General features: G+C 68.3%; 24 protein-coding genes. 5 read left to right on the top strand and 19 right to left on the bottom strand.

Annotated features, from left to right (window positions below; genetic code table 11):
* Nucleotides 1-11: 11 nt before the first annotated feature.
* Entirely contained in the window at nucleotides 12-1,379 is a 1,368-nt protein-coding gene (locus tag V6M57_RS16410) for a tetratricopeptide repeat protein (protein WP_332816070.1), read from the bottom strand.
* Nucleotides 1,380-1,531: 152 nt separating this feature from the next.
* Here V6M57_RS16410 and V6M57_RS16405 point away from each other — a divergent pair, with 152 nt between their 5' ends.
* The 5 genes from V6M57_RS16405 to V6M57_RS16385 all read left to right on the top strand — a co-directional run bounded on the left by V6M57_RS16405 (nucleotide 1,532) and on the right by V6M57_RS16385 (nucleotide 5,208).
* The gene (locus V6M57_RS16405) at nucleotides 1,532-2,578 is read left to right on the top strand and encodes a GlxA family transcriptional regulator (protein ID WP_332816069.1); all 1,047 of its coding nucleotides are present in this window, start codon (nucleotides 1,532-1,534) and stop codon (nucleotides 2,576-2,578) included.
* A 259-nt stretch (nucleotides 2,579-2,837) separates the two neighbouring features.
* Complete coding sequence (gene minC, locus V6M57_RS16400) at nucleotides 2,838-3,689, top strand: septum site-determining protein MinC (RefSeq protein WP_332816068.1); 852 nt, start codon at nucleotides 2,838-2,840, stop codon at nucleotides 3,687-3,689.
* Nucleotides 3,658-4,473 (top strand): septum site-determining protein MinD, encoded by an 816-nt coding sequence (gene minD / locus V6M57_RS16395; protein WP_332816067.1) that lies wholly within the window; start codon nucleotides 3,658-3,660, stop codon nucleotides 4,471-4,473. The genes minC and minD overlap by 32 nt, the downstream gene beginning before the upstream one ends.
* A gap of 3 nt (nucleotides 4,474-4,476) precedes the next feature.
* On the top strand, nucleotides 4,477-4,740 hold the full coding sequence (gene minE, locus V6M57_RS16390; protein ID WP_332816066.1) for a cell division topological specificity factor MinE: 264 nt from the start codon (nucleotides 4,477-4,479) through the stop codon (nucleotides 4,738-4,740).
* 39 nt (nucleotides 4,741-4,779) lie between these two features.
* Nucleotides 4,780-5,208: a DUF1810 domain-containing protein gene (locus tag V6M57_RS16385; RefSeq protein WP_332816065.1), complete on the top strand. Its 429-nt coding sequence runs from the start codon at nucleotides 4,780-4,782 to the stop codon at nucleotides 5,206-5,208.
* Nucleotides 5,209-5,284: 76 nt separating this feature from the next.
* Here V6M57_RS16385 and V6M57_RS16380 read toward each other — a convergent pair whose 3' ends face one another.
* From V6M57_RS16380 to V6M57_RS16295, 18 genes are all read right to left on the bottom strand, one after another.
* The gene (locus tag V6M57_RS16380; RefSeq protein ID WP_332816064.1) at nucleotides 5,285-6,283 is read right to left on the bottom strand and encodes an ABC transporter ATP-binding protein; all 999 of its coding nucleotides are present in this window, start codon (nucleotides 6,281-6,283) and stop codon (nucleotides 5,285-5,287) included.
* Nucleotides 6,280-7,293 carry an ABC transporter ATP-binding protein gene (locus V6M57_RS16375; RefSeq protein ID WP_332816063.1) on the bottom strand — a complete coding sequence of 338 codons (1,014 nt, stop codon included), beginning with the start codon at nucleotides 7,291-7,293 and terminating at the stop codon, nucleotides 6,280-6,282. The genes V6M57_RS16380 and V6M57_RS16375 overlap by 4 nt, the downstream gene beginning before the upstream one ends.
* Nucleotides 7,294-7,295: 2 nt before the next feature.
* A complete protein-coding gene (locus tag V6M57_RS16370) occupies nucleotides 7,296-8,180 on the bottom strand; it encodes an ABC transporter permease (protein WP_332816062.1) in 885 nt (294 codons plus the stop codon).
* A gap of 30 nt (nucleotides 8,181-8,210) precedes the next feature.
* Complete coding sequence (locus V6M57_RS16365; RefSeq protein ID WP_332816061.1) at nucleotides 8,211-9,149, bottom strand: ABC transporter permease; 939 nt, start codon at nucleotides 9,147-9,149, stop codon at nucleotides 8,211-8,213.
* Nucleotides 9,150-9,241: 92 nt separating this feature from the next.
* Nucleotides 9,242-10,822: an ABC transporter substrate-binding protein gene (locus V6M57_RS16360; protein ID WP_332816060.1), complete on the bottom strand. Its 1,581-nt coding sequence runs from the start codon at nucleotides 10,820-10,822 to the stop codon at nucleotides 9,242-9,244.
* 57 nt (nucleotides 10,823-10,879) lie between these two features.
* Nucleotides 10,880-11,848 carry an N-carbamoyl-D-amino-acid hydrolase gene (locus V6M57_RS16355; RefSeq protein WP_332816059.1) on the bottom strand — a complete coding sequence of 323 codons (969 nt, stop codon included), beginning with the start codon at nucleotides 11,846-11,848 and terminating at the stop codon, nucleotides 10,880-10,882.
* Nucleotides 11,849-11,897: 49 nt separating this feature from the next.
* A complete protein-coding gene (locus V6M57_RS16350) occupies nucleotides 11,898-13,130 on the bottom strand; it encodes a Zn-dependent hydrolase (RefSeq protein WP_332816058.1) in 1,233 nt (410 codons plus the stop codon).
* The gene (locus tag V6M57_RS16345) at nucleotides 13,130-14,341 is read right to left on the bottom strand and encodes a diaminopropionate ammonia-lyase (protein ID WP_332816057.1); all 1,212 of its coding nucleotides are present in this window, start codon (nucleotides 14,339-14,341) and stop codon (nucleotides 13,130-13,132) included. The genes V6M57_RS16350 and V6M57_RS16345 overlap by 1 nt, the downstream gene beginning before the upstream one ends.
* Before the next feature lie 42 nt (nucleotides 14,342-14,383).
* Nucleotides 14,384-15,268: a MurR/RpiR family transcriptional regulator gene (locus V6M57_RS16340; protein WP_332816056.1), complete on the bottom strand. Its 885-nt coding sequence runs from the start codon at nucleotides 15,266-15,268 to the stop codon at nucleotides 14,384-14,386.
* 143 nt (nucleotides 15,269-15,411) lie between these two features.
* Nucleotides 15,412-16,074, bottom strand: a complete 663-nt coding sequence (locus tag V6M57_RS16335) for a hypothetical protein (RefSeq protein ID WP_332816055.1) — start codon at nucleotides 16,072-16,074, stop codon at nucleotides 15,412-15,414.
* On the bottom strand, nucleotides 16,071-17,474 hold the full coding sequence (locus V6M57_RS16330) for a selenium-binding protein SBP56-related protein (RefSeq protein ID WP_332816054.1): 1,404 nt from the start codon (nucleotides 17,472-17,474) through the stop codon (nucleotides 16,071-16,073). Before V6M57_RS16330 ends, V6M57_RS16335 begins: the two co-directional genes overlap by 4 nt.
* 118 nt (nucleotides 17,475-17,592) lie before the next feature.
* Nucleotides 17,593-17,952, bottom strand: a complete 360-nt coding sequence (locus V6M57_RS16325; RefSeq protein ID WP_332816134.1) for an AMP-binding protein — start codon at nucleotides 17,950-17,952, stop codon at nucleotides 17,593-17,595.
* A 57-nt stretch (nucleotides 17,953-18,009) separates the two neighbouring features.
* The gene (locus tag V6M57_RS16320) at nucleotides 18,010-18,894 is read right to left on the bottom strand and encodes a hypothetical protein (protein WP_332816053.1); all 885 of its coding nucleotides are present in this window, start codon (nucleotides 18,892-18,894) and stop codon (nucleotides 18,010-18,012) included.
* 54 nt (nucleotides 18,895-18,948) lie between these two features.
* Nucleotides 18,949-20,232, bottom strand: a complete 1,284-nt coding sequence (locus V6M57_RS16315) for a TRAP transporter large permease (RefSeq protein ID WP_332816052.1) — start codon at nucleotides 20,230-20,232, stop codon at nucleotides 18,949-18,951.
* Between the two features lie 10 nt (nucleotides 20,233-20,242).
* Nucleotides 20,243-20,752: a TRAP transporter small permease gene (locus V6M57_RS16310; RefSeq protein WP_332816051.1), complete on the bottom strand. Its 510-nt coding sequence runs from the start codon at nucleotides 20,750-20,752 to the stop codon at nucleotides 20,243-20,245.
* Nucleotides 20,753-20,828: 76 nt separating this feature from the next.
* Nucleotides 20,829-21,755, bottom strand: a complete 927-nt coding sequence (locus V6M57_RS16305; RefSeq protein WP_332816133.1) for a TRAP transporter substrate-binding protein — start codon at nucleotides 21,753-21,755, stop codon at nucleotides 20,829-20,831.
* A 368-nt stretch (nucleotides 21,756-22,123) separates the two neighbouring features.
* On the bottom strand, nucleotides 22,124-22,438 hold the full coding sequence (locus V6M57_RS16300) for a hypothetical protein (RefSeq protein WP_332816050.1): 315 nt from the start codon (nucleotides 22,436-22,438) through the stop codon (nucleotides 22,124-22,126).
* 18 nt (nucleotides 22,439-22,456) lie between these two features.
* Complete coding sequence (locus tag V6M57_RS16295; protein WP_332816049.1) at nucleotides 22,457-22,783, bottom strand: hypothetical protein; 327 nt, start codon at nucleotides 22,781-22,783, stop codon at nucleotides 22,457-22,459.
* Nucleotides 22,784-22,802: the final 19 nt, after the last annotated feature.

Raw genomic sequence — 22,802 nt, 5'->3', positions numbered from 1 at the left:
CCACTCTCCCGTCAGGCGGCCGTGCCCACCCGCTGCTGCCAGTACGCCGTCAGCGGCGTGAGCGCTTTGCCCGGCCGGCGCTCGTTGAGCACGTGGTTGGCCAGCCGGCGGTTGCCGGCGCGCACGGCGGCATCCAGCAGCGTCAGGCTGATGATGTCGCGCTGCGCGTGGCTGCCGCCGAATCCGTGCGCGCGGTCGCGCACCGCCAGCAGGCCCTCGGCCGCGCTGCCCCATTCGCCGTGCGCGTAGGCCAGGAACGCGCGCGCCAGGGGCAGGCCGACATCGGACGCCATCCGCCGGTTGCTCGCGCCGGCGCTGGCGCCGCTCGCCATCGCGGCCATCAACGCCTCGCCTGCGCCGGCCAGGCCAGCCGTGTCGCCGGCCCCGATGCGGGCGATCAGCGCATGCACGTCGTTGAAGGCGTAGAAACCGGCGGCCGGCTCCTCCACTGGCCAGCAGCGGCTCAGCGCATCGAAGCGGCTGGCCACGTCCACGCCCAGAAGGCCGAGCCGCCAGAGCACGGCCGTTCCGTCGACGCGCTGCAGGGCCGTCTCGGTCGCGGACGCGAGCTGGGCGTCGTAGATGGCCAGGGCCGCCGCGGTGTCCATGGCTTCCATCCGGAACAGCGCGGCGTGGAACCAGTTGTGGAAGGCGAAGCCGTTGTCCACGGCCCAGTCCGGCTGGCGCAAGGCGAGCCAGCGGGCGCCATCATGGTGGCGCCCCTGCATCTCGAACACGTGCGTCACCGCATGCACCGCCCACGGATCGCGGCGGTTGATCTCCAGCGCGGCGCGGCCCGCATCCTCGGCTTCGTCGTACTGGCCGCTCTCCTCCAGCCCGAAGGCCTGCATGCCCAGCACGTAGCCGTACAGCGGCAGCTCGGGTGACCAGGACGGCAGCACCCGCTGGGGCCTGCGCTTGAGGTTCAACGCGTCGCCGCGGTAGAAGTCGAACAGGTGGGCGAACAGCAGTGCAGCGACGTCGCGCGGCCAGCCCACCAGGACGGCCTCCCAGGCACGGCAGGCCGCTTCCCAATCGCCGGCCGCGGCGAGCCGGGCCGCCGCGAGGTGGGCGCGCTCCCGCTCGTTGCCGCCGTCCTCCACACGCGCCAGGATCTCCTGTGCCTGCCGGGCCGGCTCGTGCTCGCCCAGCGTGAGCAGCAGCGCCGCCTTCAGTACCTGCGGATGAGCCCAGCCGGGGTCGGCCGCTGCCACCTGGTCGAGTGCGGCCAGCGGATCGCCGAAGTACGACAGCATGGATTCCAGCGCCGCCTCGAGCGCGTCGACCGCCCCCGCCGCGTCGGTGCTGCAGGCCAGCCCGCGGCCATCACTGCGGCCCAGCCGGGACGAGGTGCCGGTCTGTTCGATGAAGTAGCCCATGGTGATTCTCCTTGCGGTGGATGCTCGACGGTGGAGCCGAACCGGCGGCGCCTGCGCGGCTGCACGCAAACGTCGCTGCGGGTGAGGAGCCTGCAGTCTGGTGGGTGGTGGCCCGAATCGTTAAAGTCATTCGTGCAAGAAAGCGGACGGACATGCCACCCACGCGTCGCCCACTGATCACCGTTGCGCTGCTGGGTACGCCTTCGGCCTCGGCGGCGACGCTGTACGGCTTCTTCGACCTGCTGTCGGGCACGCGCCGCGACTGGCAGATGCTGCACGGCGGGGCCGACACCGAATCGCCCTTCCGGCCGCTGGTGGTCAGCCGCGACGGCCGGCCCTTTGCCGCCGGCAACGGCGTGCGCATCACCCCCGATGCCGCTTTCGGCGACTGCCCGCACCCCGACATCGCCTGCGTGACCGACCTGATGGTGCCGCCCGGCGAGGAGCTGGGCACCCTGTTCGAGCCGGAGGTCCAGTGGCTGCTCGGCGCGTGGCACGCCGGTGCGACGCTGTGCTCGTCCTGCTCGGGCGCCCTGCTGCTGGCCAGGACCGGCCTGCTGGATGGCGAGGAAGCGACCTCGCACTGGGCCTACTGCGACCTGCTCGCGAGGCGCTATCCGGGCACGCGCTGGAATGCCGAGCGCACCCTGGTGGTGGCGGGCAAGGACCAGCGCCTGATGATGGCCGGCAGCGGCGCCGCCTGGCACATGCTGGCCCTGGCGCTGATCGCCCGCTTCGCTTCGCCGGAAGAAGCGATGCAGGTCGCGCGCGTGAACCTGCTCGGGGGCACCGGCGAGGTCAGCGCCATCGCCTATTCGTCGCTGACGCGCGGGCGCCGGGCCGAGGATCCCATCGTCGCCCAGTGCCAGGTCTGGGCCGCCTCCAACTACCGGGTCGAGGCGCCCGTCAGCCACCTGGTGACCCTGTCGGGGCTGGCCGAGCGCACCTTCAAGCGGCGGTTCACGCAGGCCACCGGCATGAGCCCGCTCGAATACGTGCACACCTTGCGGCTGGAGGAAGCCAAGCAGCTGCTGGAATCGACCGGGCTGCCGGTGGAGGCGATCGCGCTGGAAGTGGGCTACCAGGACGCGAGCTTCTTCAACCGGCTGTTCCGCCGCAAGGTCGCGCTCACGCCCGCAGGCTACCGGCGGCGCTTCGGCACCCTGCGCAGCCAACTGCGGCAGGTGGCGGGCGGGTAGCGCCGCGGCGATACAAGCGCTCCCACGACGGGCCGCCTTTGCCATCCCGGCGAACCGTCCGATGCCATCCCGGCGAACGCCGGGAACCATCACCCGCGCGCCGGACACGCGCACGCGTGTGCGGCGCCGGGAGATGGATTGCGGCTCGAGGCCGCAATGACATCGGCCAGGGCCGCACCGACAGGCGCGCAGCAACAGAATGTTTAGGTTTTGCCCGCTGAGCCACGCTAAGATGCGCGCGCAGTTGCAGTACCCATCGATGTCCGTTGCCCTCGCAGGCCGCACCCCTGCCACCTTCGAGATCAAGAGCGCCAACCTTCCGCTGGTTGCCCTGCTGCTCAAGTCGGCCGACCTTTCCGCCCTGGCGGGCGAGTTGCGGGGCCGCTTCGGCGACATTCCCGACTTCTTCGACCACGACCCGCTGGTGATCGACCTGGCGCCGCTGCCGGGCGATGCCGCGGTGGACTTCGCTGCGCTGGTGCAACTGCTGCGCGGCTACCGCGTGCTGCCGGTGGCGGTGCGCGGCGGCAGCCCGGCGCAGCAGGCGGCCGCCCGCACGGCCGGGCTGGCGCAGGCCGAGGCGGAGCTGGCCCGGCCTGCGGCGGCGCGAGCCGGCGAGCCGCCAGCCGGCGTCGACGCCAACGCCGCAGGCGCCCGCACCGGCATCGCGCCGGCTCCTCCCGAAACCGTCGCGGAGCCTTCCCCCGCTGCGGTGGGCGCACTCGTCGTCGACAAGCCCCTGCGCTCCGGCCAGCAGGTCTATGCCCGCGGTCGCGACCTGGTGGTGATGTCGATGGTGAACCCCGGCGCCGAGGTCATCGCCGACGGCAGCATCCACGTCTACGCACCGCTGCGCGGCAAGGCCATCGCCGGCGCGCGCGGCAACACCGGGGCGCGCATCGTCACCCTGTGCCTCGAACCCGAGCTGGTCTCCATTGCCGGCGTCTACCGCACCAGCGACGTGCCCCTGCCCCCCGAGCTGCTCGGCCAGCCCACCCAGGTGCGGCTGGAGGGAGGCACCGAAGGCCGGCTGGTGATGCAGGCACTCGATTTCACTCCCTCCTCAGTCCAGGAATCCCATGGCAAGAATCATCGTCGTCACCTCCGGTAAGGGCGGGGTCGGCAAGACCACCACCAGCGCCAGCTTCGCCTCCGGCCTGGCGCTGGCCGGCCACAAGACCGCCGTCATCGACTTCGACGTCGGCCTGCGCAACCTGGACCTGATCATGGGTTGCGAGCGCCGCGTGGTCTACGACTTCGTCAACGTCGTGCAGGGCGAGGCCACGCTGAACCAGGCGCTGATCAAGGACAAGAACTGCGACAACCTGTCGGTGCTGGCGGCCTCGCAGACGCGCGACAAGGAGGCCCTGACCCGGGAGGGCGTCGAGCGCGTGCTGCGCGAACTGGCCGGCATGGGCTTCGAATACATCGTGTGCGACTCGCCGGCCGGCATCGAGACCGGTGCGCTGATGGCCATGCACTTCGCCGACGACGCGCTGGTGGTGACCAATCCCGAGGTCTCGTCGGTGCGCGACTCGGATCGCATCCTGGGCATGCTGGCGTCGAAGACCCAGCGCGCCATCGAAGGCAAGGAGCCGGTCGAGGAACACCTGCTCATCACCCGCTACAACCCCAACCGGGTCGACCAGGGCCAGATGCTGTCGCTGGAGGACATCCAGGACATCCTTCGCATCCCGCTGATCGGGGTGATTCCCGAGAGCGAGACGGTGCTGCAGGCCAGCAACCAGGGCCTGCCGGCGGTGCACCTGAAGGGCAGCGACGTGAGCGAGGCCTACCGGGACGTGGTGGACCGCTTCCTCGGCAAGGACGTGCCCATGCGCTTCGTCGATGCGCAGAAGCAGGGCTTCCTCAAGCGCCTGTTCGGAGGCCGCTGAGCCATGGCGTCGTTGCTCTCCTTCCTGCTCGGCGAAAAGAAGAAGACCGCCTCGGTCGCCAAGGAGCGGCTGCAGATCATCCTGGCCCACGAGCGCTCCGGCCGCAGCGCCCGCGAGCCCGACTACCTGCCCGCGCTGCAGCGCGACCTGGTGGCGGTGATCGGCAAGTACATCAAGATCGACCCGCAAGACATCAAGGTCCAGCTCGAGCGCCAGGACAACCTGGAGGTGCTGGAGGTGAAGATCGAGCTGCCGGACGCGCGCTAGGCAGCCGCACGCGCCGGCCGGAACGGGCTAGAGTGCCGCATGGCCGGCGACCCGTTCGACCTGCAGCGCTTCGTGGCGGCACAGGATCCCGTCTGGGAGACCGTGCTCGCCGAGCTGCGCGCCGGCCGCAAGCAGACCCACTGGATGTGGTTCGTGTTTCCCCAGCTCGCCGGCCTGGGGCGCAGCAGCATGGCCCGGCACTACGGCTTGTCCGGCCTGGACGAGGCCAGGGCTTATCGGGCCCATCCCGTCCTCGGGCCCCGACTGCGGGAGGCCTGCGCGCTGCTGCTCGATGCGCCGGAGGGCAGGCAGGCCGGCGAGATCCTCGGCGGCATCGACGCGGTGAAGCTGCGGTCCTGCCTGACGCTGTTCGCACGGGCGGCGCCCGGCGACGAGGTCTTCGGGCGCTGCCTGCAGCGCTACTTCGGTGGTCAGGCGGACCCGCTGACGATCGCCGAGCTCGGTTGAGCCGGGTCGCCCGGATGAACGGGATGCCGGTTCACGCCCGCAGCCCGCAACGCGGCGCATCCATCCTGCGCCGGCCTCATCCGGCCTTGAAATGGCAGGCGACGTAGTGGTCGTTGCCGACCGCCTCCAGCTTCGGCGCGCTTTCCGAACAGGCCGGCCGCGCCACCGGGCAGCGGGTCCGGAAGGTGCATCCGGACGGCGGGTTGGCCGGACTGGGGATGTCCCCCTTGAGCACGATCTTGGCCGCCCGGGTTCCGGGCCTGACCTTCGGCACCGCCGACAGCAAGGCCTGGGTGTAGGGGTGGGACGGGTTGCCGTAGAGCCGCTCGACCGGGCCGATCTCGACGATGCGGCCCAGGTACATCACGGCGACGCGCTGGCTGATGTGCCTGACCACCGCCAGGTCGTGGGCGACGAACAGGTAGGAGATCCCGAGGTCCTGCTGCAGGTCGCCGAGCAGGTTGATGACTTGGGCCTGGATGGAGACGTCCAGCGCCGACACCGGCTCGTCGCACACGATCAGTTTCGGATTCAGCGCCAGCGCCCGCGCAATGCCCAGCCGCTGGCGCTGGCCGCCGGAGAATTCGCCCGGGTACTTGTTCATCGCAGCCCTGTCCAGCCCCACCCGGGCAAAGAGCTCGGCCACGCGGCCGCCGGCGATCTCGGCATGCCGGCCGAAGTTGCGCAGGGGTTCCGCGACGATGTCGCCGGCTTTCATGCGCGGATTCAAGGACGCGTAGGGGTCCTGGAAGACGATCTGGAGGTCGCAGCGGTGGCGGCGGAACGAAGACGCCGACAGCGGCGCGATGTCCTGCCCTTCGAGCAGGATCTGGCCGGAGGTCGGCTCCAGCAGCCGCAGGATGGTCTTGGCCGCGGTGGATTTCCCGCAGCCCGACTCCCCGACCAGGCCCAGGGTCTCGCCGTGGCCGACCGTGAACGAGACGCCGTCCACCGCCTTGACGGGCAGCGGCTTCAGCCATCGCCCGGCGGCGTAGTGCTTGACCAGGTCACGGACCTCGAGCAGGGGTGGGCGGGCCGCTTGCCGCGGCGCGAGGTCGACCACGGTGGCGTTCATGCGAGCCTCTTTTCTGCAGCGGCGGGGACTTGCCAGCAGGCTGCCTTGTGGGACATCCGGTCGGGTCCGACCGGTTCGAGGGCCGGCACCGTCCGGCGGCACAGCTCGATGGCGGAGGGGCACCGGTCGGCGAAGCGGCAACCCCTGGCCGCGGTGCGCAGCGACGGGACCATGCCGGGGATCTCGGCCAGCCGGCCACGCGGCTGGGTCAGCGGCGAGTCGAGATGGGGAATCGCTCCGAGCAGCCCGCGCGTGTAGGGGTGCGCCGGGTTTTCGAAGAGGTCCTGCGCGGATGCCTCTTCGACCTTGCGCCCGGCGTACATGACGACGACCCGGTCGCAGCTTTCCGCCACCACGCCCAGGTCATGGGTGATCAGCACGATGGCCGTTCCGGTGTCGCGGCGCAGGCGGTCCAGCAGTTCCATGATCTGCGCCTGGATGGTCACGTCGAGCGCCGTGGTCGGCTCGTCGGCGATCAGCACGGCGGGATTGCACGCCAGCGCGAGGGCGATCATGGCGCGCTGCCGCATGCCGCCCGAAAACTGGTGGGGGTACTCCTTCACGCGCCGGTGCGGGTCCGGGATGTTCACCAGGGCCAGCAGCTCGACCGTCCTCTTCCAGGCCGCCGCCTTGCCGATGCGTTCATGCAGGATCAGCACTTCGGCAATCTGCTCGCCGATCGTGAGCACCGGATTCAGCGACGTCATCGGATCCTGGAAGATCATCGAGATCTCGTTGCCCCGGATGGCCTGCATCCTCTGCTCGGAGGCGGCCAGGAGATCTTCCCCGCGGAAGCGGATCGCGCCGGCGATGTGCGTGGCCGGCGCGCCCGGCAGCAGGCGCAGCACCGACATCGCGGTGACGCTCTTGCCGCAGCCGGACTCGCCGACCACGCCGAGCATCTCCGCCGGGTGCACCTGGTACGAAACGCCCTCGACGGCCCGCGTGACACCGTTCACGCTCGCGAACGAGATGTGCAGGTCGTCGATTTCGAGGATCGGCTGCGTCATGGTCAGAGCTTCCTGGCGATGCGCGGATCCAGCAGGTCGCGGACCCCGTCACCGATCATGTTCACGGCAAGAACCGTCATCCCGAGGAACAGGCCCGGATACAGGATGACGCCGAAGGCCAGCTGAACGACCGATCGGCCTTCCGCCATGATGTTGCCCCAGCTGGGCACTTCGGGCGGCGTTCCCGCCCCCAGGAAGCTGAGGTAGGCCTCGAAGATCATCGCCGAGGCGCAGATGAAGCTCGCCTGCACGATCAATGGCGTCAGCAGGTTCGGAATCACGTGCCGCAGCAGGATCAGGTGGAACCGCGTGCCCATCGCCTCGGCCGCCTGGATATAGGGCTGCTCGCGGATGGTCAGCACCATCGACCGGACCAGCCGCACGACCCGGGGGATTTCCGGCAGCGCGATGGCGATCACCACCGTCTGCACGCTGGCCTGGATCAACGTCATGAGGGCCACGGCCAGCAGGATGCCCGGGATGGCCATCATCCCGTCCATGATGCGCATGATGACGGCGTCGGCCACGCGGCTGAAGCCCGCGACGGTCCCGATCAGCACGCCCATCGACACGCTCGCGAGGGCCACCGCGAATCCCACGAACAGGGAGACGCGGGCGCCGAAGAGGGTGCGGGCGAAGATGTCCCGGCCGAGCGCGTCGGTGCCGAACAGGTACACGGCGGACGGCGGCTTCAGGCGCTGCGCCACGTTCATGTCGGTCGGGTCATGGCTGGCGATCCAGGGGGCCAGGATGGCCAGGCCGACCGCCAGCGCCACCAGCAGCAAGCCGGTGGCCAGGGTCGGGTTGCGCAGAGCGAACTGCAGCAGCTTCGGCCTGCTGGCGTTGCGGGCCAGCCGCGCCTCCAGCTGTTCGACTGTCGTATGCATGGGACTAGGGCTTCTGCGGATGGGGGCGGGTCAGTACCGGATTCGCGGGTCGAACAGGCCATAGAGCAGGTCTATGACAAGGTTGATCAGCACGTAGGCGATCGAGGTGACCAGCACGATGCCCTGGATCACCGGGTAGTCGCGCCGCAGGATCGAGTCCACGGTCAGCCGGCCGATGCCGGGAATCGCAAAGACGCTTTCCGTCACGATCACGCCGCCGAGCAGCATGGCGATGCCCAGTCCGACCGTCGTGATGACCGGAACGGCCGCATTCTTCAGCGCGTGGCGCAGCAGCAGCCGGGTGCGCAGCACGCCCTTGGCGCGGGCGGTGCGGATGTAGTCCTCCCCCAGGATGTCCAGCATGGTCGCGCGCGTCATGCGCGCCAGCAGCGCCATGTAGATCACGCCGCCGCTGACGACCGGCAGGATCAGGTGGCGGGCGAAGGGCCCCAGCCCCTCGGACAGGCTCTTGAAGCCCTGCACCGGAAACCAGCCGAGCTGGGTCGAAAACCCATACACCAGCGCATAGCCGATCAGGAACACGGGCAGCGAGAAGGCCACGACCGACAGCGCCGACAGGGACCGGTCGATCCAGGTGCCGCACTTCCAGGCGGCCCAGATCCCCATCGGGACGGCGAGCACGACCGCGAACAGCATGGTCAGCGCCGCCAGCCACAGGGTCGGTTCGGCGCGCTGCAGGATCAGCTCGGAAACCGGCAGGCCGGTGAACACCGAGGTCCCGAAGTCCCCGTGCAGCATCCGCCACATCCAGTGGATGAACTGGTGCGCCATCGGCTGGTCCAGCCCCAGCGACTTGCGGATCCGCTCGATGTCCTCGTCGGTCGCCGTATCGCCGCCGATGATGACGGCCGGGTCGCCCGGCGCGAGGCGCAGCAACAGGAAGACGATGACCGCCACGATGCCCAGGACCGGGATCACCGCTGCGACACGCTTGATGAGGAAAAGCATGGGATGGAAGTCCTGCAGGTCGATCGGGGCATGGCGCCCGGGCCGCCGGGCCGCGCAACCGCGGCCCGGCAGGGCGCCATGGAAGGCTCAGCTCACTTCTTCTCCACGTTCCACATCACCGGAATGCCCACGTCGAGCACCCCGCTCAGGTTCGAGCGGTAGACCATCGGCTGGAAGAACTGGCCGAAGTTGACGTACGGAACCACCTCGTACATGCGCGCCTGGATCGCATCGGTGATCTGTTTGCGTTTGGTGCCGTCGCTTTCCGCCACCCAGTCGGCCCGCAGCTTTTCCAGTTCGGCGTCGCAGGGCCAGCCCGAGGGTGCGGCGTCGCAGTTGGCCTGGGCATAGGCATTGACGGCGGGCGAGAAGACGTCGGCGCCGACCGAGTAGGTATGGAAGATGTGCCAGCCGTCCTTCTTGGAGCGGCGCGCCTGCAGGGTCCCCCAGTCCATCGCCTGCGCCTCGACGTTGACGCCGATCTTCTTGAGGTTCTGGATGGTCACCAGGGCCGCGGCCGCCTGGATCGGCGGCTCGGAGGGTGCCAGCACGACGATCTTCTCGCCCTTGTAGCCCGCCTCCTTGAGCAGCTGTTTGGCCTTCTCCAGGTCCTGTCCCTTCTGGTACGGCTGGGCCCCGGCCCTGGACTCGTTGATGCTGCCGCACATGAAGTAGGCGGTGCAGGTGGGATGGCGGTACTTGGGCCCGAACCCGGCCGCGGCCAGGTACTCGTCCTGGTTGACCAGGTAGGTCAGCGCCTGCCGGGCCTTCGGGTTGTTGAACGGGGCCTGCAGGTGGTTGGGCCGCAGCCAGCCCTGGTTGCCCAGCGGGTCCAGCGACAGCTTGACGCCCGGTTCCTTGGCCAGCGGCTCCAGGAAGTCGGCGGGCGGCAGCTCGTACACATCCATCTCCCCGCTCTTGAAGGCCGACAGGGCGGTGTTCGGGTCGGGGATCACGTTCCAGACCACGCGGTCGATCTTGACGACCTTGCCGCCGGCCAGCCCGTCCGCCGGCTCCTTGCGGGGCACGTAGTGGGGGTTCTTGACGTAGACGATCTTGTTGCCCGGCACCCATTCGTCGCGCTTGAAGACGAACGGGCCGGAACCGGTCGTGTCCTTGATCTGCTCGGCCGCCGGGGTCTTGGCGATGCGCTCGGGCATCATGAAGGGCACGTTGGACGAGGGCTTGCCCAGCATTTCGATCACCGGTCCGAACGGCTTGGCCAGCGTCAGGGTGAACGTCGAGGCATCGACCGCCTTGAGCTCGCCGATCGCAGCCCCCAGCAGGCGGCCGGACACGTCGCGGGCACTCCAGCGCCGGAGGGACTCCACGCAGTCCGCCGCAGTCACCGGCGTGCCGTCGCTCCACTTGAGCCCCGGCCGCAAGGTGAAGGTCCAGACCTTCTTGTCCGGCGACACCTTGAAGGTCTCGACCATCTGGGGCTTGATCTCGCCCTTGCTGTTCTGCGAGAACAGCGTGTCGTAGATCATGTAGCCGTGGTTGCGGGTGATGTACGAAGGGTTCTGGATCGGATCCAGGATCTTCAGGTCCCCCTGCGAAATCATGTTGACCGTCCGCGAGTCCGCGGCAGCCGAGGCGGCCGGCGACACCCCGGCCGAAATGGCGGCAGCAAGTGCCAACGCCGAAAAGCTGAAGCCTGATTTGACGAACATGCTGTTTCCTCTGAGTTTGAGTGGAAGGGTTCCCTGCCAGTGATCGCGAGAAACGTGTCAGGCGTCCTCCCCGGCCGGTGGCCAGGGAGAGCCGTCCGCGGCAAGCTTCTCGCCCTTGCGCTCCACGATCATTCCGTACGCTGCGGGCTGACGGTGCAAGTCGAAATTGAAGGTCGTGCGCTTGTAGACCGCGCAGAAGTCCAGGTCGCAGCGGGCGATCGCCACCTCGTCGCCCTTGGTCAGGCAGGCGGTCACCACCTCGCCCGAGGGCGCCACCAGGCAACTGCCGCCGATGCTGTCCACGCCCTCCTCGACGCCTGCCTTGGCGACGCCCGCCACCCAGGTGCCGTTCTGGTAGGCGCCCGCCTGCATCGACAGGCGGTTGTGGAACAGCGACAGGTCGTCGTGCGCCGGCGCCGGCGCGTTATGGACCGGCGTGTTGTAGCCGATGAGCACCAGTTCGGCCCCCTGCAGGCCCAGCACGCGGTAGGTCTCGGCCCAGCGCCGGTCGTTGCACAGCGCCATGCCGACGATGCCGCCGAAGGCCCGGGTCACGCCGAAGCGCTTGCCGGGGCGGAAGTAGCGCTTTTCCAGGTGCTGGAAACGCCGCCAGGGCTCGTGCTCGAAATGCCCGGGCACATGCACCTTGCGGTACTTGTCGATGATCCTGCCACTCTTGTCCACCAGGATCGAGGTGTTGTAGCGGACCCGCCCTCCGGCTTCCTCGGCCAGCTCCGCATAGCCCAGGTAGAAGCCCACGCCCAGCCGGGCGGCCAGCGAGAAGAGCGGCTGCGTGGCCGGGCTGGGCATCTCCGTTTCGAAGTACCGGTCGATCTCGTCCTCGTCCTCGATGAACCAGCGCGGGAAGAAGGTGGTGAGGGCCAGCTCCGGATAGACGATCAGGTCGGCGCCCAGTGCATGCGCCTCCTTCATCAGCTCGCACAGCCGCTGCACGACCTGGATGCGCGTATCGCTGCGCTGGATGGGGCCTAGCTGGCCCAGGGCTACCTTGACGATGCGGGTCACGAATTCCTCCGGCGACTCGGGGGGTTGGAAAAGGGAAAAGGGAGCGCCGTCAGGGACGGTTCGCGAGATCCGTCAGCGCCTGCAGCAGGACCTCGGCGCCGGCCACCAGGTCCTCGGGCTCGGTTCGTTCCCTGACGTTGTGCGACAGGCCGTCGATGCTGGGCACGAAGATCATTCCGGTGGGGCACATGGGGGCCAGCATCTGGGCATCGTGGCCGGCGCCGCTGGGCATGCGCCGGTGGCTCAGATTGCGGCCGGCCGCGATGGACTCGATGCGCCGGACCACCGCCGGATCGAAGGCCACCGGATCGAAGCGGGCCAGCATGCGGCGCTCGCAGCGCACGCCCTCCTCGCTGGCGATGCGCTCGGCCTGGGCCCACAACTGCGCCTCGGCCGCCTTGAGGGCCTCGCCGTCGGTGTTGCGCAGGTCGACCGTGAACACCGCCTTGTTGGGGATCACGTTCACCAGGTTCGGCGCCAGCGTCACGGCGCCCACGGTGGCGATCTGGTTGCCGCCCAGGCGGCGGGTGAGGTCGCGCGCGAAGGTGGCCACGCAGGCCGCCACGTAGCCGGCGTCGTTGCGCATGTTCATCGGCGTCGTGCCGGCGTGGTTGGACACCCCGTGCACGGTGAACTCGGTCCAGGAGATGCCCTGGACGCCTTCGACGACGCCGATGCGCACGCCCTCCCGGTGCAGCACCGGGCCCTGCTCGATGTGCAGCTCGATGAAGCTGTCGACCCGGTTGGCGCCCACCGGCGCCGGGCCCGCGTAACCGATGCGCCGCAGCTCATCCCCGACCGTCTTGCCATCGATGCCCGTGGTCGACAGGGCCGCCTCCAGTGCGAGGCCGCCCTGGTAGACCAGGCTGCCCATCATGTCCGGGGCGAAGCGTGCGCCTTCCTCGTTGGTGAAGAAGGCCACCGCGATGGGCCGCCGCGTCCTCACGCCGGCATCGCGCAGCGCGGCCACCACCTCCAGGCCGGCCAGGACGCCATAGTTGCCGTCGTACAGGCCGCCGGTGCGGACCGTGTCGATGTGCGAGCCCGTCATCACCGCCGGCCCGTCTTGCTGCCCGGCATGGGTGGCGACGACGTTGCCGATCGCGTCGATCGAGACGGACATGCCGAGCGCGCGCATGCGGGCCACCGTCCAGTCGCGGCCCGCCTTGTCGGCATCCGTCAGGGCGAGCCGGCAGACTCCGCCGCCCTCGAGCGCGCCCACCTGGCCGAGCTCGGCCAGCGACGCGAGCAGCCGGGGCCCGTTGATCGACGGCGTGGCCATCAGGCGGCGCTCCCTGCCGTCGCGACTTCGGCGCCCGAGCGGCCCACGATCCGCGTATACAGGTCGGGATCGGTATCCCGCTCGCTGCCGTAGAACAGCAGGCGGCTGCGTCCGTCGATGCCCAGCGACTGGCGCTGGGCCTCGTCCTGCGCAATGCCGATCGCCGCCGCCAGCCCCGCCACCGCCGACTCGCCGGCCACGATGGCGGGATCGCCCGGCAGCGGATCGGCCATCAGGCGCATGGTGGCGATCGCCGCGGTATCGGGCACCACCGCGAAGGCGTCGGCACCCGCCTCCAGGATCTCCCAGGCGAGCAGGGACACCTCGCCGCAGGCCAGGCCTGCCATCACGGTATCGAGGTCGCCGTGGACGGCCGTCACCTTGCCGTTGCGCGCGCTGCGCATCAGGCAGTCCGCCCGGTCCGGCTCGACCACGACGAACGTCGGCCGCTGCGCGCCCAGGCGCTCCCAGAAGTACCCGCACACGGCGGCGGCCAGGCCGCCGACGCCCCCCTGGACGAAGACGTGGGTGGGCAGCTGCTCCAGTTGCCGCACCGACTCTTCCACCATGAGCTGGTAGCCCTGCATCACGTCGCGCGGGACATCCATGTAGCCCTCGTAGGAGGTGTCGGAGATCACGTGCCAGCCGTTCTCGCGGGCATCCGCATCGGCCTGCCGCACGGAATCGTCGTAGTTGCCCGGGGTGCGGACGACGCGGGCGCCGTAACGCTCGATCGCCTGGCGCCGACCTTCGCTCACGGTGGCGTGGATGTAGATCACGCACCGGCACCCGAACAGCTGGGCGCCCCAGGCCACCGAACGGCCATGGTTTCCGTCGGTGGCGCAGGTGACCGTGATTTGCGCTGCCAGCTCGCGGCAGGGCGAGGCCAGCAGGTCGGCCGTCGTGACGCTCTTGCCGATCCGCTGCCCGACCAGCCGGCGCAGCAGCCTCGAGACCGCGTAGGCACCGCCCAGTGCCTTGAAGCTGCCCAGGCCGAAGCGCCCGCCCTCGTCCTTGTAGTCGATGGCGCCGACCCCCAGCCGGGCGGCCAGGCCCTTCAGGGCGTGGACGGGCGTGACCGAATAGCCGGGCCAGCTGCCGATCTCGCTGCTCGCGTCGGCCAGGGCGGCCGCGCCGAGGATGGACCCGCGGCGGTCTCCATAGGGCTCGTCGCGCCGGCAGGCCGGATTGACGAACAGGTCGACGGGCACGGATGGCGGTGATGAAGTCATTTCTTCCTGCAGGTTGGTTCTCTATTCGGCAAGGTCGCCCAGCAACTCGTGGATGCGCTCCATGCGCTCCATGCGTTCCCTCGCTTTCCTGGGAGCCGTCGTCACCAGCTCGGTGCCCAGGTAATTGACCAGGCTCATGGCGGCGACGTACGAGTCGAAGATCGACGTTCCCTTGGTGGCGCAGTGCAAGACCACGCTGGAGCGGGCCGCCACCTGCGACAGGGGGGAATAGGTGAGCAGGACGACTTCGGCCCCCGCTTCGCGCGCCACCTCCACGACCCGGGGAAGGAGGCGGGTTCGCCGGCGGAAATCGACGGCGAACAGCACATCGCCCCTGGCGATCTCGGACAAGGTGTCGGCGACCTTGCCCGCCGCTTCGTTGACCAGCGTCACGTCGGCGATGGCGTGCGAGAACAGGGCATGCGCATAGAACGCCGTGGCGAAGCCATTGCGGTAGCCCACGACCCAGATCTTCCGGGCCGCGCGCAGCACGGCCACGGCCCGCTGCAGCTCCTTCGGGCCGACGCGCTCGAAGGTCTCCGCGAGGTTGTTGGCGTCGGCTTCGAAGTGACTGGCCAGCCCGCGGTGATTGCCGGCTGCCTTGGTGGCGCGGTCCAGATGGAACAGCGGGGACTCGGCGGAGACCCGGGCCCTGACGTCGGCGCGGAACTTGCTGAAGTCCTCGTAGCCCAGCCGCTTGAAGAAGCGGGCCGCGGTGGCCTTCGACACCCCGGCGAGCTGCGACAACTCCGTGGCGGAGTAGGACGCCAGGTCCTTTCCCCGCTGCACGATCACATCGGCCAGCCGCCGCTCGGAAGGCGAGAGCGCTTCATAGTGATTGCGCACCAGTTGCTCTACCGACGAGCCCATGCCGTCCGCGTCGGCCGGATGCCGGTCGGTATTCATCGTTCCAGGTTCGATCGCACGCATTGAAACAATGATTTCATGCGACCGTGATATCTGGAACTGGTGTTTCTACCTAGTGACGCCCCGCCGCAGGCCGGCCTACGCTCGGCGGGGCACCAAGCCGGCCGAGAGAGAGATCGGCTTCAGGCCGCCGAAACGATCCCGGCCGCACCGGCCAGGACGAGGCTGGCCGCCCAGGCCGCGTCCAGGTTCAGCCACGTCCGCGCCAGGAATTTCAGCCCCAGGTACCGGTAGACGGCCCATGCGATGGACAGGCCGGCCAGCAGCATCGCCGCGGTGTGCACGGCCGCGACGGACAGGGCGGTGGCGACGTTGGACGCCGCCATGGCGCCCATCACCGTCGCATGGGCCGCCGCCCCGCCCCCGGCCGCGGCCGGCTGGCACAGCCCGAGCGCGAACGGCAGCAGCATGAGCCCGGCGCCGTGGGCCGTGGCCATCCAGAAGGACCACCACGCCAATTGCGTGGGCGGGATGCGCGCCAGCGCGCGGGGGTGCCGTGGCCGCACCAGGCGGTAGGCCCCGAAGAGCAGGACCAGGCCGCCCGCCGCCAGCTGGATCGGGCGGCTCCACGCCACGTAGCCTGCCAGCCAGGCGAATGGCAACAGCGCGACCGACATGGCGGCCAGGTGGCCGCCGCCCAGCGGCAGCAAAGTCGCGAAGACGGCGCCATCACGCTTCTGCGCGAGTCCGTTCGCGACGGCCAGGGGCCAGCCCATCGCCGGGTTGAGCCCGTGGTAGAGGCCGAGCGCGACGACGGCGAGCCAGAGCGCCGAGGTGCTGCTCAAGCCGAGGGGTAGCAGAAGGAATCGGTCGAGCAGTCGCCGCCCTGCAGGCGGACCTGGTGCGCGCCATAGCCGTCACCGAACGCCACGTAGAACGCCGGATCGAGTTCGAGCCCGCCCTGCGGCCCGGTCCTGCACATGACCTGCGCGCCCGGGATGCCTTCCGGGTAGAACTGGCGATCCCAGCTGCTGTACAGCGAGTTGGTGAAGAACACGCGGCGGCCGTCCCGGCTGATCTCGGTCATCTGCGGGCCGCCGCCGAAGGCACGGCCGCTGGGGTGCGGCGCGTGCGCCGCGATGCCGCCCAGGCGCACGCTGCCGGCCAAGGCCGGCTTCAGCGGGTCGGTGACGTCGTACTGCCGCAGCTCGCCCGTGCCCCAGCAGGCCACGTACAGGAAGCGGTCGTCCAGGGACAGGTCGATGTCGCTGATCAGCGGCGGCACGGCGCCGAAGCCCTTGAGCAGGTCCGGCAGCCCTGCGGGGTCGGACGGTTCCGGCGGCACGGTCGCCGTCTTGCGCGCGTGGAAGGTCCCGCCTTCGCGCCACCAGGTCCAGATCGACGCCTCCAGGTTGGTGGTGTCCACGACCACGCCGACGAAGCCGTAGTCGCGGCTGGGATCGTGCGCCGGCCGGATCTCCAGCGCCATCTGGTGGTTGGCGCCCAGGTCGATCGTCTGCACGTGCCGGCGCTCGCGCAGCGCCCAGAAGTGCAGCTGGTGGCCGTACTTGTTGCCGAGCAGGTCCTCGGGCACGAGGCCGTTCTCGAACTGCGGCGGCAAGCCCCACTCGCTCGACACCATGTAGTCGCGCGGCAGGTTCCACCAGAAATCGTAGTGCAGCTTCTGCGGCCCGCGGTCGATCTCCCAGCGGCCCAGCACCTCGAAGGTCTGGCAGTCCATCAGGAAGATGCCCGGCGGGCCGAGCGTGCCGTCGGTGCCGCCGCCGCCGAGCGTGCTGACGTAGATGCCTTCGGGGCCGCAGTGCACCGTATGCGGACGCGAGTAGCCGGTCTTGCTCAGGATCTCATCCGGCTCGATGGTCTTGACCAGCCTGGGCTGGCGCGGGTCCGGCTGGGTGTCGAACACGTACATCCGCGAGGATCGCATGCCCGGCACGAGCAGGTAGCGCCGCTGGACGAACGCGCTGCACGACATCGGCGATAGCGCCGAGCTGCATGCGTTCCACCCGAAGTGGTGCAACTCGTCGCCGCGGTGGGGCAGCTCGACCCGGTTCAGCACGGTGCCGTAGCTGGCCGATTGCTCGTCCACGTCGACGACGGCGAGCGCGTCGGGTCGCGAACGGTCGGGCGACAGCAGGGCCGTGTAGGCGATGTGTTCCGGCTCCGCCTGCATCGCGAGGCGGGGCGATGGATGGAAGGTCGGATCGGGTCGCACGCTCTCCATGGCGCATCTCCTGCGGGGATCGGGGCACCAACCGTAGTTGGCGAACGCCAGAAGTCAAGGTACGGCCGGGCTCGCGTCGGGCGCGGTGCCGCCGGGGCGCGGGCCTCCCGAGCCAGGGCTACCGCAGCAAGAGGCTGGACGAGTTCGCGCGGCCGGGCGCCACCGGATCAGCCCCGGTCAGGGCCCGAAGGCTTCCGAGACCGGCACCCTGTGCATCGGCCGCATCGAGAATGCCTGTGAGGATGGGCGAAAAGCTGGCAAAGCAGCTCACGCCGTACTCATCGATGACTCGGGCTGCCGCCGACGCATCGAATCGGGACATGAGCACACTCGTCCCACCGACCACCTGAACCCCCAATGACAAGCCGAGCCCCGCCGTGTGGAACAGCGGCAGGATGCACAAGTGCCGATCCTTCGCGGCGAGCGACCAGACGCATGCGAGTTGCAGTGCCTGATGCATCAGAGCGGCGTGAGACAACAAGCGCGATGCGCGGCCGGCCGTCGACGGCAGCGGTGGGAAAGGTGTGACCCGCTCCTACGATTGCCCAACTTCTCTGAACTTCTCAAGCAATTCGCTGGGCCGAACCATGGCCCCGCCATGACCGCAAGCGTAATCGACGAAGCGCTGGAACCTGTCGCGCATCCCAGCCGAGCTCATCGAAATGGTGTGGTACAGGGTGTGAATGAACTGCGGTTGACCGGATTCCCGCGCGCGATCGACCACCGAATCCCAGATGGCTGCAAGCGAATCGATGTCTGCGCCCTCGAAGTCGAGGTACAACAGGTTCTCGTTGCTGCTACCTTTGCCGTCAGCACCTAGCGGAATCTCCAGTACCGGGCCATTCTTGACGGCGCGACATGGATCGTCGGCCGCAGGGTAGTAGGCACTGAACGGCGCTTCCTTCCATGCGGCCTCCCAGTCCGGCCGATCGAAACCAGGTGCAGCTGAAAAATCCATGGGCAGGCCCAACTCCGCCAGCAGACCAGTCATGAATGCCGCGTAGCCATAGTGCCCGCCGCGGTAGCCAACAGGCTCGATGCCAGCCTCGCGCAAGCGCGCTATGGCGTCGGTGGTCACTTGCCGCATGTGGACGATGTCGCCATAGCGCGTCCCCTTGCCCGCAATTTCTTCGTGCGGATGCACGACGAACTCCGCGCCCTTGCGCGCGGCTGCTTGCCAGACTGACATGAACGGCTCATCGTAGAAGCCGGTTCTGCAATAGGTGCCCGTATGCAACGCATACACAAAGCGGCCGCCCGTGGTTTCGTGCATGAACTCGGCGGATCGCTGCGCCTCTTGCAGGCACAGCTCCATCGAAAGCGGCCCTGTCGGAAAACCACGCGACTCATCCAGCGGCGCGAACGATGCCCAGGTGACATCTATCAGCGGTACGAAGTAAACAAGCTTGGTACTGTGCATATCGTTGAGACCTCCAAATGGGTGTGCCTCTCGACCTTTCTCAGGGTGCAAGGCTTACATGCCCAGCCATCGTGGCAGAGCGGTCGACAAGGCCGGGACGGCGGTGATCAGGCCGAGGACCAGCAGGTGGGCCGCCACGAAGGGCAGCACCCGCCAGCTCAGCTCCGAGATCGGGACACGCGCGGTGGCGCTGACCACGAACAGAAGCCCGCCCACCGGCGGTGTCAGCATGCCAAGCGTCAGGTTGATGATCACCACCATCGCAAAATGGATCGGGTCGATGCCCAGTGCGGCGGCGGCGGGCGCCAGGATCGGCACCAGCACGACGACGCCGGGCGTCGGCTCGATGAAGATGCCGAACAGCAGCAGCAGGACATTGACCGTGATGAGGAAAGTCCAGGCGCTCATGTCCTGGCCGATGATCCAGTTCGAGAGCTGCTGCGGCACGGCCTCGATGGTCAGGATCCAGGCGAATGCGGCCGAGGCGGAGATGACGGTGAGCACGGACACGGTCAGCAGTGCCGATCGCACCAGGATGCCTGGAATCTGGCCCGCGCGCAGGGTTCGATAGACGAAGGTGCCGCAAAACCAGGCATAGAACACCGCAACGACCGACGCTTCCGTGGGCGTGAAGATGCCGGCGCGCATTCCGCCGAGGATCAGCACGATCAGCGCGAGTGCAGGCACTGCCTTGATCGTGTTGGACAGGCCGTCGCGCCAACCGGCGCGCTGACCGTCATCTCCGACCTTTCGGTCTCGCGCATGCAACCAGTGAACCGCGCACATGGCGCCCGCGATCAGGATGCCCGGGACGAAGCCGGCGACGAACAGCGCTCCGACGGATACGCGCTCATCCTGCAGCGCATACAGGACCATGATGATCGACGGCGGGATGATCGGGCCGATCACCGCGATGGAGGCCGTTAGGGCACCCGCATAGGACTTCCGGTAGCCGGTCTGCTCCATCATGCGGATCATCACGCTGCCCGGCCCTGCCGCATCGGCCAGGGCCGACCCCGATATCCCGGAGAACAGCGTCAGGCCGAAGATGTTGGTGTAGCCGAGGCCGCCGCGTAGATGCGCGACGAACTGCGAGGCAAAGCGCAGCAGAACCTCGGTCAGAGCTCCGCCGGTCATCAGTTCCGCCGCGAGGATGAAGAACGGCACCGCCATCAGCGGGAAGCTGTCCAGGCCGGTGAACATCTCCTTGATCGGCACGAGCAGGGGGAACGCGCTGCCCAGGGCTACGGCGAGGAGCGAGCCAACCAGCAGTGAAAAGGCGACCGGTACGCCGAGGGCCAGCAGGACGATGGAGGCAATGGCCAGTATGGTGGTCATGACGTGAAACTCAGAGCGCGTTCGCATCCGAAGGCGCCACGTCCTCGGAAATATCGAAGGCGCCGCTGCCCACGTAGCGTGGGCTCATCGCCAGCAGGTGCAGCAGCATCAGCGCGAAGCCAACAGGCAACGCCGCATACACGTAGGAGAACGGGATCTGCGTGACCGGCGTGGTCTGCTGCCCCGCGCGGGCCATGTAGGCCCACCCCTGGTAGACCAGCACCGCGCAGGTCGCGGCCAGCAGGGCGATGATGCCCAGGCGGATCGCCCGGGCGAGCGCCAGCGGCACGGCGCGATGCAGGTTGTCGATGGCCATGTGCAGGCCGATACGCGACGCGCTGCCCAGGCCCAGGAACACCAGCCAGATCATGAGGTGGCGCGAGACCTCCTCCGCCCAGGCGACCGAGTCGTCGGTGAAGTACCGCACGACCACGTTGGTGAACTGCAGCGCCGCCATCACCGCAAGGATCGCGCCCAGCATCCATTCGTTGGCCCGGACGAACAGCGGCCGAGGCGCCACACCGCCGGTTGCCCGGCGCGTCGCCGCCACGGGCAATGGTGGGCTTTCAACCTCTTGTGCAGTGTCGTGCATGGGATCAGTGCACGTCCTTGATCTTCTGGATGTTGTCGCGACCGAACTGGGCCTCGAAAGTCGCGTACGCGGGCTTCAGCGCCGCTTCGAACGCCGCGCGGTCGACCTTCTCGACAACCGCCACGCCCTGCTCCTTGAGGTAGGCAATGCCGTTCTTCTCATCCAGGTCGACCTGGGCACGATTGGCCGCGATGCCGGCCTTGGCGGCTTCCATGAACAGTGCTTTGTCGGCGGCAGGAAGAGCATCGAAGAACTTCTGGCCGGCAACCAGGATGCCAGGGGCGTAAGCGTGGCCCGTCAAGCTCAGGTGCTTCTGGACCTGGTAGAACTTGGACGTGAGGATCAGCGAGATCGGGTTCTCCTGCCCATCGACGGTGCCCTGCTGCAGGGCCCCATAGAGCTCAGGGAATGCCATCGGGGTCGGATTCAATCCGAAGGCGCGGAAGGCCTGGATGTGCAACGGATTCTCCTGCGTGCGGATCTTCAGGCCCTTGGCGTCCTGCGGCGATGCCACGGGCCGCTTGCTATTGGTCAGATGGCGAAAGCCGTTGTCGCCCCAGGCCAGCCCGACCAGGCCGCGCGTACGGAACTTTTCCAGGTAGGACCGGCCGATCGGGCCATCCAGCACCGCGCGCGCATGCGAGTAGTCGCGAAACAGGTAGGGAATGTCGAAGATCCGGATCTCGGGCACGAAGTTGGTCGTGGCACCGGTCGAGGTGAAGGTCATCTCGATCGTGCCCAGCTGCAGGCCTTCGAGGATCTCGCGGTCACCGCCAAGCGCGCCGGAATAGAAGGTCTGACACTTGTAACGCTGCCCGGCCTTCTCCTCCAGGCTCTTGCAAAAGCCATCGATCGCCACGCCGAACGGCGAGGCCTTGGCCGGCGACACGGCGATCTTGATCACCTTCTGCGCGAAAGCGGTGGTGGGCATGGCGCCCAGAGCCAGCAGCGGCAGCAGGCCGACCGCTATCCGCGAGCGCAAGAGCGAAACCAGCGGCGCACTGCCCTCCTTCGGAAAGGACGAGGGGACGCTCCCGGCGCGCTGGACCGCCCGGCGCGCGCGGCGGACAACCCAGCGTGCAGCCTGGATCCAGGGGGAAAAATCAGCGGACTTGAACATCATGCAGAGCTCCGTATTCCATAGTTAGGTTGGGGATCGCGTTGCCATTTTTGAGACCCGTTTTTATTTTTATACAGACGGCAACTGAACGACCCAGTCGTAAACCCTAGGTCAGCCAAAAAAAAGACGGCCGGTCGAATGGACTCCGCTTGTCCAACGGCGTGCCTTGTGCGTGCAGGTCACCAGAACGGCTGCTGGATCCGGCAACAATCCTTGTAGTGATCGAGCCGACGATCGTAGGCAGCGCGCTTCCTGGCGTCGGTCAGCACACTTTCGGCCTCCTCGAGGAGATCAGCCGAGATTCCGCCCACTCGCACCCAGAGCGTCCGCCAGCTGGCCTGGCAAAGGCACGAGCGCGCGCTCGCGATGGCCTTGCGTATGGCCCCATCGCTCGCGCCCGAGTCGAGGTTCAGCAACGCATAGAAGTCGGGAACGTGGCCGCAAATGGCAGGGACTGCGTGCGGCTCCGCCGCTTTCCGAGTGAAGCGGGACAAGGTGTTCCCCCGTGGGTTCTAGAAGGAAGTGATCTTCCACTCGTACTCGGTGGCGATCTCACCCGCTGCCCGCAGCCGTACGGCCGGGGTGTCCGCCATCGCGTGCAGGGCCTTGTGGCTCATGCGGAGCATCAATCGCTTCGCCGCGTCCACGAACTCTGGGCTCAACTCCTGGTCTTCGTACTTCCGCACGAATGCCTTGGCGATGCTGCCCACGATGAACAGAAGCGCCGCGTTCTCAGGGTCCGAGTTCATCAACTCGAACGACTCGCGGTAGAAAAACTTGAACGAATCCGTCGCGGACGGCGCCTGTTCGAATCTGCGCACCAGGTCTGGGAAACTCATGACGTCTGCTCCACTTCAG

The sequence above is a fragment of the Ramlibacter sp. genome (assembly GCF_036676645.1).
Lineage (GTDB): Bacteria > Pseudomonadota > Gammaproteobacteria > Burkholderiales > Burkholderiaceae_C > Ramlibacter.
This window is presented reverse-complemented; position numbering and strand designations above follow the sequence as displayed.

Excerpts from the sequence above, each read along its gene's own strand:
- minE (WP_332816066.1), top strand. The coding sequence starts at position 4,477 with ATGGCGTCGTTGCTCTCCTTCCTGCTCGGCGAAAAGAAGAAGACCGCC.
- V6M57_RS16320 (WP_332816053.1), bottom strand. The coding sequence starts at position 18,894 with ATGCACAGTACCAAGCTTGTTTACTTCGTACCGCTGATAGATGTCACC.
- V6M57_RS16380 (WP_332816064.1), bottom strand. The coding sequence starts at position 6,283 with ATGAACGCCACCGTGGTCGACCTCGCGCCGCGGCAAGCGGCCCGCCCA.
- minD (WP_332816067.1), top strand. The coding sequence starts at position 3,658 with ATGGCAAGAATCATCGTCGTCACCTCCGGTAAGGGCGGGGTCGGCAAG.
- V6M57_RS16360 (WP_332816060.1), bottom strand. The coding sequence starts at position 10,822 with ATGTTCGTCAAATCAGGCTTCAGCTTTTCGGCGTTGGCACTTGCTGCC.
- minC (WP_332816068.1), top strand. The coding sequence starts at position 2,838 with ATGTCCGTTGCCCTCGCAGGCCGCACCCCTGCCACCTTCGAGATCAAG.
- V6M57_RS16410 (WP_332816070.1), bottom strand. The coding sequence starts at position 1,379 with ATGGGCTACTTCATCGAACAGACCGGCACCTCGTCCCGGCTGGGCCGC.
- V6M57_RS16295 (WP_332816049.1), bottom strand. The coding sequence starts at position 22,783 with ATGAGTTTCCCAGACCTGGTGCGCAGATTCGAACAGGCGCCGTCCGCG.
- V6M57_RS16330 (WP_332816054.1), bottom strand. The coding sequence starts at position 17,474 with ATGGAGAGCGTGCGACCCGATCCGACCTTCCATCCATCGCCCCGCCTC.
- V6M57_RS16340 (WP_332816056.1), bottom strand. The coding sequence starts at position 15,268 with ATGAATACCGACCGGCATCCGGCCGACGCGGACGGCATGGGCTCGTCG.
- V6M57_RS16305 (WP_332816133.1), bottom strand. The coding sequence starts at position 21,755 with ATGCCCACCACCGCTTTCGCGCAGAAGGTGATCAAGATCGCCGTGTCG.
- V6M57_RS16365 (WP_332816061.1), bottom strand. The coding sequence starts at position 9,149 with ATGCTTTTCCTCATCAAGCGTGTCGCAGCGGTGATCCCGGTCCTGGGC.
- V6M57_RS16385 (WP_332816065.1), top strand. The coding sequence starts at position 4,780 with ATGGCCGGCGACCCGTTCGACCTGCAGCGCTTCGTGGCGGCACAGGAT.
- V6M57_RS16375 (WP_332816063.1), bottom strand. The coding sequence starts at position 7,293 with ATGACGCAGCCGATCCTCGAAATCGACGACCTGCACATCTCGTTCGCG.
- V6M57_RS16350 (WP_332816058.1), bottom strand. The coding sequence starts at position 13,130 with ATGGCCACGCCGTCGATCAACGGGCCCCGGCTGCTCGCGTCGCTGGCC.
- V6M57_RS16370 (WP_332816062.1), bottom strand. The coding sequence starts at position 8,180 with ATGCATACGACAGTCGAACAGCTGGAGGCGCGGCTGGCCCGCAACGCC.
- V6M57_RS16405 (WP_332816069.1), top strand. The coding sequence starts at position 1,532 with ATGCCACCCACGCGTCGCCCACTGATCACCGTTGCGCTGCTGGGTACG.
- V6M57_RS16315 (WP_332816052.1), bottom strand. The coding sequence starts at position 20,232 with ATGACCACCATACTGGCCATTGCCTCCATCGTCCTGCTGGCCCTCGGC.